This is a genomic window from Nocardiopsis sp. CC223A, from assembly GCF_030766825.1.
In the GTDB taxonomy this organism is placed as follows: Bacteria; Actinomycetota; Actinomycetes; order Streptosporangiales; family Streptosporangiaceae; genus Nocardiopsis.
The window spans coordinates 1-16,224 of sequence record NZ_JASFDV010000032.1 but is presented as its reverse complement, the minus strand read 5'-3'; the positions used below and the strand labels follow the sequence as shown (position 1 = coordinate 16,224).

At 65.2% G+C, this 16,224-nt stretch carries 11 protein-coding genes and 2 pseudogenes; 5 read left to right on the top strand and 8 right to left on the bottom strand.

Annotated features, from left to right (window positions below; all coding sequences use genetic code 11):
- Positions 1-41: 41 nt before the first annotated feature.
- The gene (locus QJS33_RS14955) at positions 42-3,395 is read right to left on the bottom strand and encodes an NACHT domain-containing protein (RefSeq protein ID WP_306368575.1); all 3,354 of its coding nucleotides are present in this window, start codon (positions 3,393-3,395) and stop codon (positions 42-44) included.
- 475 nt (positions 3,396-3,870) lie between these two features.
- Positions 3,871-4,506, bottom strand: a complete 636-nt coding sequence (locus QJS33_RS14950; protein WP_306368614.1) for an ISAs1 family transposase — start codon at positions 4,504-4,506, stop codon at positions 3,871-3,873.
- Positions 4,507-4,659: 153 nt separating this feature from the next.
- On the opposite strand from QJS33_RS14950, the gene QJS33_RS14945 reads away from it, so the two are divergent.
- From QJS33_RS14945 to QJS33_RS14930, 4 genes are all read left to right on the top strand, one after another.
- Positions 4,660-6,303 carry an IS4 family transposase gene (locus tag QJS33_RS14945; RefSeq protein WP_306368574.1) on the top strand — a complete coding sequence of 548 codons (1,644 nt, stop codon included), beginning with the start codon at positions 4,660-4,662 and terminating at the stop codon, positions 6,301-6,303.
- Between the two features lie 73 nt (positions 6,304-6,376).
- Positions 6,377-7,575 (top strand): IS3 family transposase gene (locus QJS33_RS14940; protein ID WP_372339665.1). Its coding sequence is split into 2 segments (ribosomal slippage): positions 6,377-6,671 and positions 6,671-7,575, totalling 1,200 coding nucleotides; the frame shifts between segments, so codons are not numbered across the junction.
- Between the two features lie 202 nt (positions 7,576-7,777).
- The gene (locus QJS33_RS14935) at positions 7,778-9,910 is read left to right on the top strand and encodes a hypothetical protein (RefSeq protein ID WP_306368572.1); all 2,133 of its coding nucleotides are present in this window, start codon (positions 7,778-7,780) and stop codon (positions 9,908-9,910) included.
- 152 nt (positions 9,911-10,062) lie between these two features.
- On the top strand, positions 10,063-10,710 hold the full coding sequence (locus QJS33_RS14930) for a hypothetical protein (RefSeq protein WP_306368571.1): 648 nt from the start codon (positions 10,063-10,065) through the stop codon (positions 10,708-10,710).
- Positions 10,711-11,253: 543 nt separating this feature from the next.
- On the opposite strand, the pseudogene QJS33_RS14925 reads toward QJS33_RS14930, so the two are convergent.
- The 5 genes and pseudogenes from QJS33_RS14925 to QJS33_RS31410 all read right to left on the bottom strand — a co-directional run.
- A pseudogene (locus QJS33_RS14925) lies at positions 11,254-11,476 on the bottom strand (site-specific integrase); the annotation flags it as partial.
- A gap of 29 nt (positions 11,477-11,505) precedes the next feature.
- Complete coding sequence (locus QJS33_RS14920) at positions 11,506-11,865, bottom strand: hypothetical protein (protein ID WP_306368570.1); 360 nt, start codon at positions 11,863-11,865, stop codon at positions 11,506-11,508.
- Between the two features lie 10 nt (positions 11,866-11,875).
- On the bottom strand, positions 11,876-12,430 hold the full coding sequence (locus QJS33_RS14915; RefSeq protein ID WP_306368569.1) for a hypothetical protein: 555 nt from the start codon (positions 12,428-12,430) through the stop codon (positions 11,876-11,878).
- Between the two features lie 367 nt (positions 12,431-12,797).
- Positions 12,798-14,273 carry a site-specific integrase gene (locus tag QJS33_RS14910; protein ID WP_306368613.1) on the bottom strand — a complete coding sequence of 492 codons (1,476 nt, stop codon included), beginning with the start codon at positions 14,271-14,273 and terminating at the stop codon, positions 12,798-12,800.
- 8 nt (positions 14,274-14,281) lie between these two features.
- Entirely contained in the window at positions 14,282-14,638 is a 357-nt protein-coding gene (locus tag QJS33_RS31410) for a helix-turn-helix transcriptional regulator (RefSeq protein WP_372339664.1), read from the bottom strand.
- A gap of 777 nt (positions 14,639-15,415) precedes the next feature.
- Between QJS33_RS31410 and QJS33_RS14905 the strand changes: the two are divergent.
- Positions 15,416-15,799: pseudogene (locus QJS33_RS14905) on the top strand (helix-turn-helix domain-containing protein); the annotation flags it as partial.
- Here QJS33_RS14905 and QJS33_RS14900 read toward each other — a convergent pair.
- Positions 15,798-16,224: integrase core domain-containing protein (locus QJS33_RS14900; RefSeq protein WP_306368568.1), on the bottom strand; the 427-nt coding region annotated here is incomplete at its 5' end. The pseudogene QJS33_RS14905 and the gene QJS33_RS14900 overlap by 2 nt on opposite strands.

Genomic DNA, 16,224 nt, shown 5'->3' with positions numbered 1-16,224 from the left:
CTCCACTAAATCCAGTACACGACACTTCGGGGCAACCCTCGTCATGCAGATAATTCAGTAATACGTCCGCGCAACGCCTCCCTATTCCGCACGTCCTGCCCCTCACGGATACAGACGGTCAGTTTCCTGTTCACCTCGAGAGCAGAAAGGTCGAGGCCAGGTTGTGCGTCCACAATATTGAGCTTTCGAAGTGACGGCAAGGAGGCCAGAGGAGCCAGGCTCTCGATGCCAAGGCAGTCCTTAAGGTAGAGATCGCGCAGTTGAGTCAGTTCGACCAGGGGTTCCAGGCTGCGGATCCACACGCCCTGCATCCAAAGAACGCGCAAGCCCTTATGGGAAAATATGGGACCGAGGTCAACCCTCGGGTTAAACTGTCCGAGTACCAGGTTTTCCAAATGGAGATCCGACAGTGGCTCTAGACTGGACACCCACTGGCAGTCCCATATGTTCAACCGTCTGGTTCGCGGTGCCCTCGCCACCACTTCCGATAGGTCACACCGCAGGCGTGATCCGGTGAGACACAGTTCTTCGATGCTATCCGACAGAGGAAGCACGTCCACGTTCTCGAGGCCCGGACAGCAGAAGAGCCACAAGCACGTCAAGCTCTCCTGGGAGAGAAGCGGAGAGTGGTCGTCGATGGATTCCAGGTTTCGGAGTGTCAGTCTGTCGAGCTGGGGGATCTGAGCGATAAAATCGAGGCTTTCCTGACCAGTTATACCCAGGTTGAGTTCCTTGAGCGAAAGGAGATGCCGGAACACACCCACATCGGCCGAGGAGTTGAGTTCGGCTGTAAAGAAATCCAAATTCCCATGGTTCCGGAGCGCAGAAATATCCTCCAGCTCGGCTTGGTGAATCCTCAAATCTCTCAGGCCGGGAACCCTTTCGAGAAAATCCAAGTTCCGCAACTGCGGGATCGAGGTGGAGAGCGCACGAAGCCCAGGAAAGCGATGCAAAAACGCGAGTTGCCTATGGGAGTCAACGGTGAGCCTCGAACCCTCCAGGAGGGTATCCGCAAGGACACGGCGCGCGTATTCGTCGGGGTCGAAGTACTTCCACGCGTCCTGCAGTTCCTCCTGCACGTCACTACGAGGATCCTTCTTGTAGCCTGCCAGCCGGTTCAAGGCCTTGGAGCCGTTGACCAGCGTCGCTGCACGGACAGTCGCCACCGCCTGTTTGTCCGTCAGCCCGTCCAGACTCTCCGGCAGCATTTCGAGCACCACTTCGCCCGCCGTGGATAGCGACCGCGCGGTCGCCTTGTCCCGGGGTGGTACGAGATCATCCACGCAGCCGTGGATCGCCTCCCGGAGCTCCGCCGGTACCGTCGAAGCGGTCTCCAGGAAGGCAGCGAGCAACAGCTTCAGATAGCGGGCGTGCCTGGGCTCGGCCTCCATCCGGGTCAGGATTCCGCCCAGCAGTTCCTTCAACTGGGGGCCATTGGCGTGCCCTGCCGCCATGATGACAGTCTCCCGCCATCCGGCCAGATGGGCGCGGGCGACCAGGTATTCAATGTCATGGTCGTACACCGCTTGTTTGGCGGTCAGGTACTCCTGAATGGTCCGGTGCGCGAAGTTTAACCGCCCGTCCACCGGTTCCCTCAGCACTCCGCTCCGCTCTAGGAGGTACTCCATCAATGTCTCCGCAGACCCCTGCACCCCGTGCATCGTCGCGGCCCGTTCTTCCACCTCTCGAAGCGCCACAGACTTGGGCAGTTCGGAGCGTTGGGAAGAGGACAACCGCCAAGCCAGCCCCTGAAGCATCCGCAGTTTCTGCTCGTAGTCCAGTTCCAGGTCGCGGAAGGCCGGGATGTCCCGTTCGTCGTCGCGCCGGTCCAGCAACATAGTCAAGGTAGCCGCGTACAAACCCATCCGATCCCGGGGCAGCCGGGTGGCGTGGTCGAGGTTTAGCGCGCACAGCATCGCTGCCAGGAGCGGAGTCGACGCCAGGGATCGCAGGTGGGGTGCGCTCTCCAACCGGGCCAACAGCTCCGCCTCATAGCGGGGCAGGGCCTCCGGTTCGCACGGAAGTCCAGGCGAGGTGCTGATTGCCTGGTGCCACTGGCCGACCAGTTCGCGCAGGTCGGAGGCCCCCATCGGCACGAGGTGGGCGGTACCGAAGGACTCCCCCTCCAGCCACCTTGCGCTTGCAGCGGCGGGTCGGCTGGTCACCACTACCCGAAGACCAGGAAAGGTCGCCAGCAGGTCGCGGAGCCAGCCGGGGACCCGACGGCGCTGTGCAGCCGAAAGCTCATCCACTCCGTCAACGAGCAGGAGGGCGCGCCCGGAGGAGAGTCGTCGGTGGACCCAGCCGCGGGGCATAAGCTCAGCCAGGGAATCAGCCACCCCCTCCAGGAAGCGTTCGGGGCCCGGAAGGGCTCCTTTGGCGTGGCTGCGCAGCTTGATCAGGAAGGGAGTGAATCCGTTCCACGCCTCTAGGTCAGAATCGAAGCGTCCGCGCACGGCGGTGATGGCCAGCCAGCGCAGCAGCGTGCTCTTCCCCGAGCCTGCCTCACCCCGGATGAGGGTCCTCCGACGATCCCCCAAAGCGCTCTCCACCCGCATGGTGGCCGTCGCGGGCGCCTTGGCTTCCAAAGGAAGTTCCCCAGCCAGGGGAAGATGCCCATAGTGCTGGTCACGGGCAGGACGAAGCCGGTCCTCGGCGGACACACTCAGGCTGATGTAGGCCACGCTCAACGAGGTGCGCGGACGGTAGCGCCGCACCCGGACCCCGAAAAGCTCTACCTGGTCGAGGGTACGGCTGATGTGTTCGGCGTAGCGGCGGCCGAACTCCTCGTCGTCGCCCATGCCCTCGGGCGCATCCAGGCTGCGCTGCGGCAATCGGGAAAGTACCGCAGAGACCTGGTCGGCCAGGCCAGTCAGTCGGGAGAGTGCCTCGGCCGAGGCGCGTGCGGGGAACTGGGGCAGGGAGACGACGATCCGGACCAAATCCTCGCAGCACTCCTCCAGAAGGATCTCGAACAACCGGGCCCCTGCCTCGCCGAACTCGAAGCGCCGGTCCCGGCGGGGCATGCGGGCGCGGACCCTACGAATGAGAATGGCCGGGTCGAGATCAGCGCCCAGCAGTTCCTGGTCCGACAGGTCGGCCCGCTCCAGGGTGTCGGTCAGCTCAGCCAGCACCGCCGCGCGATCCGCGTCGTCCAGGCCACGAAACTCCTGCTCGCACAAAGGCAACAGGCGATCCGCTACTGAGAGGGCGATCCCCTCCAACTGGAGTTCGACCCTCCGACGCAGGACCGTGTCCCGGAACGTGAGCCTCATGAGCTCGGTCAGATCCTTGTCACGGTCGGAGGCGGCAGTTCGCTGGGCCAGCCATATCGATCCCGCCCTGGTACCGACCACCTTGGCCACGCCCAGCGCCGCCGTCTCCACCATCGCCATGTGTGTCCCTGGAAGTTCGTCTTTCGGGGGGCAAGCCGAGCTGTCGGGACGACAAACCCCTTGGAGGATAGCCGCTCCGGCCCGTACTCTCCTGACGATAGGGGGAACCGGTGGCACAGAACAGGCGAATGGTGAAGGCTCTGGCAGAAGGCAGGGGCCTCTACCCCGAGAGCCACAGATTCGAATCCCACTAGGTACGCCAAAAACTCCAGTTCAAACACCACAGTAGACACCTTCACCGCGAGCAAGTCAGTCCACCATGGGTGTCGATCAACGTGCCAAAGTGGTGTGTGTCGGCTTGTGTGGAGTTTGATTCTTGGTTTCTGTCGCCATGCGGCCTTGGCCTACGAGGACCTCGTGAGGTGGCATCGAATGCCGCCAACCGGTCGTGTGTGCTCCGTTCGTGCTCCGCGGTTTTGGACCGGGGCGACACCAGGGCTGTTTCATTCTCGGTGAGCGGTGATGTTCGTGCTGGTCAGTGAAGACCGATCACGTCCAGCGGGCGGGTGAACGCCTCATACGACACCCCCCGGATCGCGTCGGGCACGGTGTCCTGTCTCAACCGGCCCAGGAACACCAGGGCCAGAGCCCGTAGCGCGGCCAGGTTGTCGGGGCCGTGGCCGGAGCGGACCTTGCAGGCGTCCTCGCCCAAAGTGACGTCCTTGACGTGATGCCAGGCCTCGATGCCCCCATGCCCCCGCACCAGAGCTCCGACCCGGACCGCGTCCGCCTGCTCGACCTCCAGCGAGGTCACCGCATACGCGCAGGTCCACGACACCTTCCCGGTGCGCAGATCCTTCACGTGGCGGCGCACCCGCACGGCCTGGACCGCGTGCGGGAAACCGGTCCTGCCCGCGAGGTCGATGGCCTTGACGGTGCGGGTCTCGGCCCGCCCGTGGCCGCGGTCCCGGGCGGTGGCCAGGGTGGGGGCCTGAGCCCAGGACAGGGCTTTGACCTGGCCGAACAACGTCCTCTGGTTGCGTTTGACGGTCAGAACGTAGTCGGCGTGCAACTCCTGCACCAGGTGGGTGGCGGTGTCGGTCTGGGTGTGCAGGGCATCGGCGGTGACCACGACGCCGGTCAGGTCCACGCCTGCCACAAGGATCGTCAGGGCGTCGATGGGGCTTCCCCCAAGGCCGGGTAGTTAGCGTTCTTGCGTTTCATGCAAGTAGTGCGCTCAAGGAGCCCTGACCGAGAACGAAGACAACGGAGCCCTGTAGGACAGGTAGTCGACCAAGACGGCCCCGTCCCTTCAGGAACTCCGTTGCCTCGTCATTCTCCCCCACCCGCTGCCCTGACCACCATCTCCCACACGATCACTGTGGCCGCGGGGGTGTTCGCGCCCGGCCACCTCGGAGCGCTGACCACCGTCATCGGCTTCGAGCTCATCGACGCGGTCCTGGAACAGACCCGCAGCGTCCAGCGCAGGCTGCGCGCCCTGCCCTCCCGGGTCGGCGTCTACTTCCTTCTGGCGATGTGTCTGTTCCCCGAGGCCGGATACACGCTGGTCTGGGACAAGATGACCGCCGCCCTGGGCGGGATCGGCCCCACCCCACCAACGGCCAAGGCCCTGCGCGATCTGCGCCGCAGAGTGGGCAGCGCCCCTGTGAGGACGCTCTTGGAGGTGCTGTCCGGCCCTTTGGCCCGGCCCACCACCCCGGGCGTACGGTTCGGCCCCTACCGAACGGTGTCCTTCGACGGATGCTCCTCACTGAAAGTCCCCGACACCGAACGCAACCGGGCCCGCTTCGGCACCTCAGACCGCAACGGCTACCCGATGCTCGAACTGATGACCCTGGTCGAGACCGGGACCCGGGCCCTGATCGGCGCGGTCTTCGGCCCCACGGCCGAGGGCGAGACCGGCTACGCCCGACGCCTGCTGCACCTACTGGACGCGGACATGCTCGTGCTCTGGGACAAAGGTTTCGACGGCAACGACTTCCTCGCCGCCGCCTGTGGCACTGGCGCCCGCGTCCTGGGACGGCTGCGCTCCAACCGGCGCACACCGGTCCTGTCCCACCTGTGTGACGGCTCCTACCTGTCGGTCATCGGAACGGTACGAGTCCGGATCATCGACGCCCGGGTGACGGTGACCTGCGGTGACGGGACCGTGTTCGCTTCCTCCTACCGGTTGGCCACCACGTTGACCGACCCGCGCCGCTACCCGGCCCCCGCCCTGGTCGACCTCTACCACCAGCGGTGGGAGCACGAATCGGCGTACTACGCGCTGCGGCACACCCTGTTGGGCGGCCGGATCCTGCGCTCGGGCGACCCGGCGGGGGTGGAGCAGGAGATGTGGGCGCTGCTGGTGCTCTACCAGGCGTTGCGGACGGTGATGGTCGACGCCGCGCAGTCGCGCCCCGGCACCGATCCGGACCGGTGCTCCTTCACCGTCGCGCTCCAGAGGGCACGCGACCATGTGGTCCGGGCCCAGGCAGTGGCCTGTGTCGACCCGGTCGGGCCGATCGGGCGGCGGATCCTGGCCGCTCTGCTGCTCGCCCGGCGGCTGCGGGTGGGCACCCGCAAAGTCAAGTCACCGATCTCCCGCTACGGCGAACGCCAAGACGACGGACGGCCCGATACGAGCCGCACGGTCACCGGTCTGGACATCGAGGTCCGCGAACCCGCCTTCCCTGAGCCTGCGCTACCTGCGGTCTCGCGGGACGAAAGGCGCTCAGCCCGGGCTGATCGGCGCCGCGAACAGGTTGTTGCGCTGCTCACGGCCGATCCCGGCCGCCCATGGGGTGCGCGGGAGATCGCTCATCGTTTGGGAGACATCACTCTGGGGAGCATGTACCGGCAGTTGTCCCGGTGGGCGAGGGCCGGGCTGATCCACAAGAGCGGACCGGGTGTCTACACCGCTGTTGAAGATCCACTGGAGCTCTTGCCAACAGTGCAAGAACGCTAACTACCCGGCCTTGGGGCTTCCCCCCGGGTAGTGGACATATCGGACGCTTGAGTCTGAGGAGGAGTCCACACCCATGGCCATGAAGCACTACCCGGCCGAGTTCAAAGCCGACGCGGTCGCCCTGTACCGGTCCCGCCCCGGGGTCACCATCGCGCAGATCGCCGCCGAGCTCGGCCTCAACCGCGAGACCCTGCGCAACTGGATCCGCAGAGACGACCAGGCCCGCCCCACCACCGCCACCGCGCCCGCCCAGGGCCGTACCCCCCGACGCGAGTCCCTGGAACAGGAGAACAAGCGGCTGCGCGCCCAGGTCGCCGAGCTGGAGACCGAACGCGAGATCCTGCGCCGGGCAGCCGCCTATTTCGCGAAAGAGACGAAGTGGTGAGCCGCTTCAGCTTCGTCCAGGACTTCCGGGACATCTTCGGTGTCAAGCGGCTGTGCCGGGTGCTGGGCCTGTCCCGGTCGGGCTTTCACGCCTGGGAGCAGAGGGCGAGTGCCCGTGCGGAGCGGGCCGCGCGTGATGCCGAGTTGACCGCGCAGATCGCGGCAATCCACGAGGCCGACCCGGCCAACGGCTCCCCGCGCATCACCGCCGAGCTGCGCGAGCGGGGCCACCACGTCAACCACAAGCGTGTCGAACGCCTGATGCGGGCCGCTGGCCTGCAGGGCATCCATCTGCGCACGAAGGTGCGCACCACCGTGCCCGCACCGTCTCGGGAGCCGGTGCCCGACCTGCTGGAGCGGGACTTCACCGCGGACGCATCTAACATCCGCTATGTCGGGGACATCACCTACCTGCCCGTGGAATGGGGCCGTTTCCTGTATCTGGCCACGGTCATCGACCTGTACTCGCGCCGTCTGGTGGGCTGGTCGATCGCCGACCACATGCGCACGTCCCTGGTGGCGGACGCGTTGGAGGCCGCAGCGCGTGAGCGCGGGTCCCTGGACGGAGCGGTGTTCCACTCCGTCCACTGTGCCCAGTACACCTCCGCCGAGTTCGCGGCGGTGTGCGGCCGGCTGGGGGTGGCGCGGTCGTTGGGCGCGGTGGGCTCCAGCGCGGACAACGCGGCGGCCGAGGCGTTCAACGCCACGTTGAAGCGGGAGACGTTGCAGGGGTTGGGGTTGAAGCGGTGGCCCACGGTCAGGGCGGCCCGGTTGGCGGTGTTCTCCTGGATCGGCTGGCACAACACTCGGAGGCGTCATTCGGCGAACGGGTATCTCAGCCCGCTCGTCTACGAGCAGCGAGCGGTTAGGTTGAAGCTCGCTGCCTGATCAGAAGGTGTCCACACTCAAGGGAAAACGCCCCACATACCCCTGAGGGTCCCAGTCCAGGCCGTGTTCTGCGGCCTGGGTCTGCTGGCGGTGCCGGTGCCGGTGCCGGTGCCGGTGGCGGTGGCGGTGGCGGCGCAGGACTGTCTCGTGCCGGGCTTATTGGAGGCTGCGGCGAAGGCAGGTTTTGTGAATAATGAGGTCTGTGACACATCTAGGGCAGGCTTTGCTGACGGCAGCGATCCTGCCGTCGCGTGCGGTGTATCTGATCGGTGAGGGCAGTGTAGACGGGTTTCGGCGTGCTGCGCAGGAGGCCAGCAGCCGGTGGGGCGGAATGGCCGAACCGATCGTTGCTGTTCCTGACGGTGGCATGCTGGACCCCTGGTTGCAGCGGGTTGTGGAAACGGCTGATGTCGAGGCTGCGGTGAACATCGACGCACCCGAGGACTCTGCTCAGTGTGTTGCTAATACTCTCCAGCTTGAACTGGTGCCCCTGGCCCAGATCGACCGGCGAGGCCCAACCATGCACACCTGCCATCCCTTTAACACCTCCGGACCGTGGGTGCAGGCGCCCGTGATCGCATGTGAGGAAGGCCCACTGTGGCAGGTCGTTGCTGCAGGAGAGCTAACCGACGAACATCTCGCGCATATTCAAGAAAGGCACATATACATCCGCCGTCCTCGCACAGGCGATGAGATCGGGACAGCACAACTGCAAGGCGACACCTTACTTGACAAGACAGTCACACAGTTCAATGTTCACAAGGCCTTGAGCCCGCCGGGACCACTTCCAGCGGTGATCTGGGTGACCAAACCAAACGATTTCGCCGACTGCCTGGCTTTTTGGAACCTGCGAGCCATCCAAGATTTCCTTTTCCCGGCGCCAATGCTGCTACTACCCTGCGGCGAGGAAGACACTACCGACCACGTACGGAACTGGACAGACTTCGGCCGCAATCTCACCAGCGAACCACTGCGCCGACCCGCTGACTTTGTTCCTGATGTAGTTCTGGCCAGCATGAGTGTGGAAGAGGAGCAGCTGCACGAGATCGCTGTGATACTCGGCTTGGACCATACCGAGGAGGCACCATCGTCAAACCTCCACTTCCCCCCTGCTGCGGTGCGACAGAGCCCGTTCACCTACCGTGCTGATATCAATCCGCGCGGGTGGTTTTTCTTCGACCGCAGCTATGGCCAGACCGTCTCGGTTGATGTGCACCTGTCCACGGAGAAGACAGCGGTACGATTTTCCTCTCCCGTAGGTTTCGAAGGATCCGGGCGTGCCCTGGTTCGTTTTTCCGGCAGCCCTTTGGAAGGATTGCCTCATCGGGACCCAGTTGCAAAGCTCATTGATTCAGAAGCAGAGTGGCGAAACGATAGCATCCAGTTGCCCGTCTCCGCAAGTCAGCAATACCGGTTCGAGTTTCACATTCCCACCCTTCCCGAGACTGTTCATGCAGTTTTGAAAGAAGCAACCGACAGGTATGAATTATCCGACAAGGGGCGCCTGGGCGTAGCACTACAAGAAACTTCGAATGTATCCGCACTTCTTGAACCGAATGTGTATGAGGCACTGGTCGCCTTGACCACACCGAAATCCAAGAAACTGCTACGCGATCTGAAGGCAGCCGCAGGAAGCGGAACGATTGATCCGCAGGTAGCTCAGGACATCGCGGAGCGTTACGGCAGTCAAGCTAAGCGCCGCCATAGCACTCCGCACAACTTGGAGAGCCTTCCCTCAAATGCGGGCATCGCAGCGCTGGAAAAATTGTGTGCGCTCAACTGGGCCGAACGCGGGCTGCAAACCCGATGTGACCGATGCGGGGTTGACAGCTTCGTACCACTGTCACAAACAACCAATAAAGCTACCTGTCCTGGCTGCGAAGCCGTCGCGCCCTACGCCATTGACTCCAATTCCCATGCCCCTTCGGTCTTCTACCGACTCAACACTTTTGTTGATCGAGTCAGCGATCAAGGCGTTCTTCCGCATCTGCTCGCCGCTGCCGCACTGACACGTAAGGACCCTCAGTCATTCGTCTTGCCCGGCACCAACCTATGGCTAAACGGATCGGACGAGCAGGTGGAAATGGATATCCTGGGTGTCCATGCTGGCCACATCATCGCAGGGGAGGTCAAGACCAATGCGAATCAATTCACCCAAGAGCAAATCGAGCGCGATGTACGTCTCAGTCAACGCCTCGGTGCTGACACCCACCTCGCCGCCGCCGTCGACACCATCCCCCAAAGTACACGCACAGAACTCCAGAACCTGTGCAATGATGCAGGTTTGCATTTGCTGACTTTGAGCGGCAATGAATTGCGCCCCAACCAAATCTAACAGTTACAGAAAAAGCAGCCACGTAGCGAGCCCGCTGACCGCCTCTGATGAGAACTGGTGTAGAGGGCACGCACTGGAACAGAACACCTCGATGAGTCTCGATCCGAGGAAGCCCGTTCCATGCATGGCAGTGCGGCTGTGGGTTGACCGGCATGAGCAACTGGGGCAGCCGGTTCGGGGCATGGATCGAGCACCTGAGGCGCACACGGCCGGTGTTCCAGTCCAAGTCCGACCTGGTGCACTCCCTCACCCGCAGCATCCACGCCTGCGACCCGCCCCTGAAACTCCACCCCGGCGACGGCCGAGGAACCGAGCGCGTGGACCTGCGCGTGTCCATCCCTGCAGTGGGGGTGCACCTGGCCCTGCGGCTGCGCTACCCCCGGGCGACCTGGACCGGGACCGTGGCGGGCGAGCGCTTCGCCCTCAAGAACCACAGCGCCCAGGACCTCACCTGCTACGACGTAGTCCGCGACATCCGCGACCTGGAACAGCTCACCGACCGGCACCTGGGCTGGAGCGGCGCTGTGCTGCTCCTGACCAACGACCCCCTGTACTGGAAACGCCCCGACCACCACCGGCCCGCCATCCACGACACCTTCCGCCTCTACGAAGGCGCCCACCTGGCGGGTGTTCGCGCCTGGCGGCCCTACGCCGGCCAGGGCACCACCGCCAAGCGGGAAGAGGACCTGGCGCTGCGCAGCGCGTACCGGTACACATGGTCGTGGTACTCCCGGTCGGAAGGCCGCCGGGGTGACTTCCGGCTGCTGACCGTCCCCATCGGCAGGCGAACGTCTCCGTGATACCTACCTCGCGGGTACCGCACGGTCAGCGGCCGAACGCCGAACGAGAACCTCGCGAGGTGCCATTGGACGCCGCAATCCGGCCGCGCGTGCTCCGTTCGTGCTCCGCAGTTTTGGACCGGGGCGACACCCCACGGCACGACACGGCGCTGGACGGCACGGCGGATCGGATGGGGTGACATGAAACGGTACGTAGCGTCACGTGACGGTATGCAACCAGGACACTTCTAATCCGATGGCCGCAGGTTCGAATCCTGCCGGGTGCGCCACAAAACCCCAGGTCAAACGGGGTACGCAAGTCGAACAGGCGAGGCGCGAGACCCGGATCCGGGCCTGAAATGCTCTTGGTGTGCTCCCCAGTGCAAGGTCCAGTACAGGTGGGGGCGCACCTCACGGAGCATTTTGCCATCCCGTGACCTTGGGGCGCGCCCCAAGCCCGACCCCGGGGTGGCCCAGTGTCCACCCACCGACACGGACGGGCGGATACGGCCACGTCCGCCCCGAACACCCCGCATCCCCTACCCCGGGGGCCGTCCGGGTGTGTCAGCCGCCCACACACCCTGACACGGGCGCCGCCCCGCGCAACGACAGCGTGGCGGCTTGCGCCGCCGCTTTCGCCACGTCCGGAAACACCGACTGGTACGTGTCCTGCGTGAAATGGACGGTCGCGTGGCCGAGTTCGCCCGAGGCCGCCTTCACGTCCGACCCCGCCGAACGCGAGCGGGGCTGCCCTGTGGCGCAGCCCGCGCAATGTGATCGGCGGCAACCTCCTGCCCTGGAGGTGTCGGCCCTGTGTTAAACGCTGCGATCGGTCCGCGGTGGAACATCCGGCTGTGCGTACACCCCGGCCGGGCCGATCACCAAGTGCCGGTGGCCCTCCGGAGCGGTCTCGACGGCTTCCTCGATATGGACGAGGAACAATTGAAGCGCACCGATCTCAGGGGTGGTGTCCGGGAACACTTCGCTGATGTCCTCTATGGACCGCAGGTGCTCCCCCAGCGTCAGCGGATCCACATGCAACACGTACGGCGGATCCAGGTCACGGCCCTGCCACCGGCGAAGAAGGACACCCATCCGGTCGGGAGCCTCCTCGGCCGAGCCGTCATTCAGGTTGAGCCGGTGCATGAGTTCGGTGAACAGGAGTGTGTCGTCCATACGCCCTCGCTTACCCTCGCCGGGGATAGGCCGTGATGATGTTGCGTGACTCATTGGCGACGGATACCACAGGCCGGTAGGTCCTGACGACGTTCCCGTCGCCGTCTCGGATCTGCACTGGCGCCGTGAACGCATAGGTGTCGTTCCCAGCCCTGTAGGAGACACTTTCGGGTGCGATAAGAATCTGTTCGATCGCGAAGTCAGCGAAAGACCTCCAGTTATCTCCTATCTGGGCGGCGATGTTGTTCCAGTCATCCATGTGCCTGTCCTTGATATGGCGATACCCCCAGCCTTGCGAGCCACATTTGAGGTAGGCGTTTTTTCCGGACGGGCCGCCGTTTTTAGTGAAAGTACGGACAAGCTTGTGGCTGTCGTCCCGCGCCCCGCAGGCCGCCCATGTCCGAGAACGCTCCTGCAACGGTCGGTATTCGACTCCGTTGATCTCTGCGTAGTAGTCCTCGACTTTGGCCGCTGGTAGAACATGTGCGGCATGAGCCTGTGGCATTGAGCCAAGGAGGGCGAGTGCCATCAGGATAGCAATCACACCGGGGATCTTTTTGAGCATTTCGGGCGAACTCCTCGAACCCCGCATCCGATGAATGGAAGCACACCGGGTTCATTCCACGATCCGACGGCGAGAAACCCAGCTTCGCGAGGTGCGTATCCTTGTGCGCATGCCAATATGCCTCCTTGATGGGAGATCGTCCCAAGGCAGAGAGCCATGCTCGGATCACCCGAAAAGCGACCTCGCCACCGGTTTCGGAAGAAAACGGAGTGGAATCGGCTGCAAGGCCCAGCTCAGCCCAGGAGACCTTTGATCCGATGGCCGACCGGTCCTGCCCACGAGGAAACCCCAGGACGGGCGGGGTGAACCCGCCGCACGGCCCGGGGCTCGGGGTGTCCAGTCGCTCCTGGTGTGCTCCCCCGTCCCGCTACCCGGCAGACACCGGTTCCCCGCGCAGCAGCGCGGCGGTCGCCTCCGCCGCGGCTTTCGCGACGTCGGGGTACACTGACTGGTACGTGTCCTGGGTGAAGTGCGTGGTCGCGTGGCCCAGCTCAGTCGAGACCACCTTCACGTCCGTTCCCGCCGCCAGCGCGAGCGAGGCGGCCCCGTGGCGGAGCCCGTGCAGCGTGATGGGCGGAAGTGCGGCGGTTTTGGCGATGCGGCAGAACCAGTCACTGACCTGACCCGGATGCCAGCCCGACCCGTCCTGGCGGGTGAACACCAACCCGGTGCTGTTCCAGTTCTTCCCGGCCGCGAGGCGTTGCTCGTTCTGGAACCTCTTCCAGCCCCGCAGGATCTTGATCGTGTTGGCGTCCAAAGTGATCGTGCGCTGGCCCGCCGCGCTCTTCGGGGTCGAGGTGATCGTCTCCCACGCCAGTTGCACCACCTGGACGCGGATATCGATCTGGCCGTCCACCAGACGGGTGTTCGCCCACGGCAGCCCCACCGCCTCACCCCGGCGCAGCCCCTTGACAGCGATGAGGTGGAACATCGGGAACAACCAGGTGTACCTCCTCGCATGGGTCAGGAAGGTGCGGGTCTGCTCAGGGGTCCACACCATCACCTCACCCGGCACACTCCCGTCCTTCTCCCACAAGCGGACCCGGTCCGCCGTCCACACCAGGGGACGTTTCCTCGGACAGGACGGCAGGCGGACATGCGAGGCGACGTTCACCGACACCGGTAGGTCAGGTGAGCGGACCGCGTCCGACAGCGCGCTGCGCAGCGTGGCACGGATCCGGTGCTTGGTCGACAGCGAGATCACCCGCCGCCCCCGCACCGACTTCTTCACCTGCGGATCGGAGGAGTCGCGGCACTCCAGGATGTGCACGTTGGCCTCCTCGATAGCCGCGAACATCGCCTCCACATGACGCGCCTGGAGCCGATCCACCCGGATGTTCCCCAGGTGCGGGACCAGGTACTTGCGGATGTGCCCGTCATAGGAAGCCCGGGTCCCTTCGGCGAGGTCGGGCTTGCCGTCCAACCACTGGCGCAACCACTCCCCCACCAGCGGAGGTTCCCGACGGGCATCCACACCAGCGCCGATGCGTTTACGTACCTCTTCCAGGTCGGGGAGCGGCTTCCGGGTCCGTAGCGCGGTCTGGATCAGGTCCGCGACCTGGACTTCAAGATCCGGCTCGCCCCCGGCCAGGGCCAGCAGCGTCTTCACGTGGTCGAGCTGGCGACGGGCCTCCTCCTGCGAGGCCAGGCCGCCCCGGCGGGCCTGGCGGCGCTTGCCCTGGCCGGTGCGCGGGAGTTCGAGCTGGAACCACCAGTTCCCATGGCGCGGGTTCCACGCCCCATCCTCCCGACGCAACCGCGGGCACCTCACCCCCAGCGCCCGGCCGCTGGTCTCCTCCCGGCACCCGCACCGTTTGAACACCGACCCCTCGTACACGCCCATGCAGTCGCTCACCCCTCTTCCGTGGTGTTCGTACGCGCACCGCACCCGCACCCGTCAGTGGTGGCGGTCGAGGTCGTTGGAGTCTCCAAGCCGAGGTAAGACAACACCCCGGCAGTCGGAACCACCCACGTCCTGCCCACCCTCCGGACCGGGACCGGGAAGGCCTCCTCGCGGAGCAGCCGGTAGACGGTGGTGCGTCCCAGGCCGAACATCCGCCCGGCCTCCACCGGGCTGAGCACCACCGGCAATGAACTGACTTCGGCCAGAGCGACTGGAGTATCCCGCTTCACCACACCCACCTCCCCACCACCTCTGAACTGCACGAAGACAGCACGCGACCCCGCCGACGACAGGGCACCACGCATCCACGCTCGACCTCGCCGAGGTGGTCAAGCGGATTCGATGGATTGCCTGTCCGATGGGCGAAGAACCTCGCTCCAGCACCTGCTTCGTGATCATTCATCCCTTTGCCGCCACACACCCACCCGGCACGGGAACCGGGGCCGACCAGTGCGGGGCCGCTGTACGGCCCGACCGCCCCGACCAACGCGTCCTGGGGCGGATGGCCGGGCACGGCCGGTAGGGCCGACACCGGGGCGCTGGCGGCCCCACACACCGGTCACGTCCCCGGGAGTGGTGTAATTTTCGCGCGAGTGCGTCCTTGCAGGTCATCGCGATGGTTGGCCGAAGCCGGGCAGGCCACCGCGTACCGGCGGCCCGCTGACCGGGATGAAGAAGCCGCCGGAGGCGGCGGTGCACCGATCCGCCCGACACCGCTGACGCGCATCCGTGGGAACAGGGCCGGAAAAGTCACACCACTCGATGGGACACCATCCACACGCCCCATGCCAGGACCCCGGGCACGGCGGCAGCGGCGACCACGGGCAGGGCCCCGGACAGCCCCGGCCCGTGGGGCCGTTCGCTGGCCCAGGTTGTGGGGCCAGGTGGAGGTGGATGGGGCTCGTCATCGGCGGGCCTCTTCCCCATGTCGTCGTCTCTCCCTGATGAACCCCGATGAAGACGCCCCCGCAGCGCATGCGACACCCGCCCAGCGACCTGCCCAGGCCAGGTGTCGGCGACACGTGAATACTGACCCCGTAGCGTCGTCTGAAATCTGACCCCCTCTGCTGATGATCAGGAAGGTGATCACTGTGGAGGACTGGGCGGAAATCCGCCGTTTGCACCGATCAGAGCAGATGCCGATCAAGGCCATCGCGCGCCAGATGGGCGTCTCGAAGAACACCGTCAAGCGGGCCCTGGCCGCTCAGGACCCGCCCAAGTACCAGCGCAAGCCCAAGGGCTCGATCGTGGACGCCTTCGAGCCCCGCATCCGTGAGCTGCTGCGCGAGGTACCGACCATGCCGGCCACCGTCATCGCCGAGCGCATCGGCTGGGAAAGGTCGATGACCGTGCTCAAGGACCGCGTCCGCCAGCTGCGGCCGCTCTATCTTCCCCAGGATCCGGCCTCGCGGACGACCTACCAGCCAGGGGAACTCGCCCAGTGCGACCTGTTTCGTGCCTGGTTTATTGGAGGCTCGGAACCAACGCTTCGCCTTCGGTTGACCCGGCCCGCTGCCGGTAGAAGTCGTCCTCGAACTCGGCCGGCGGAACCAAGCCGATCTCGCCGTGCAGGCGGCGGTGGTTGAACCAGTCCACGTACTCGGCCACCGCGATCTCGACCTCGTCCAAGTTCCTCCACGGCCCGCGGTTGCGGATCAGCTCGGCCTTGAACAACGAGTGGAACGCCTCGGCCAGGGCGTTGTCATAGGAGTCGCCGGTGGATCCGACCGAGGCCACCGCCCCCGCCTCGGCCAGCCGCTGGGTGTAGCGCACCGCCAGATACTGCACTCCGCGGTCGGAGTGGTGAACCAGCCCATCGATCCGGCGGCCGACATGGGACCGGTTCCAGACCGCCATCTCCAACGCGTCCAAGGCCAGGTCGGTGCGCAGC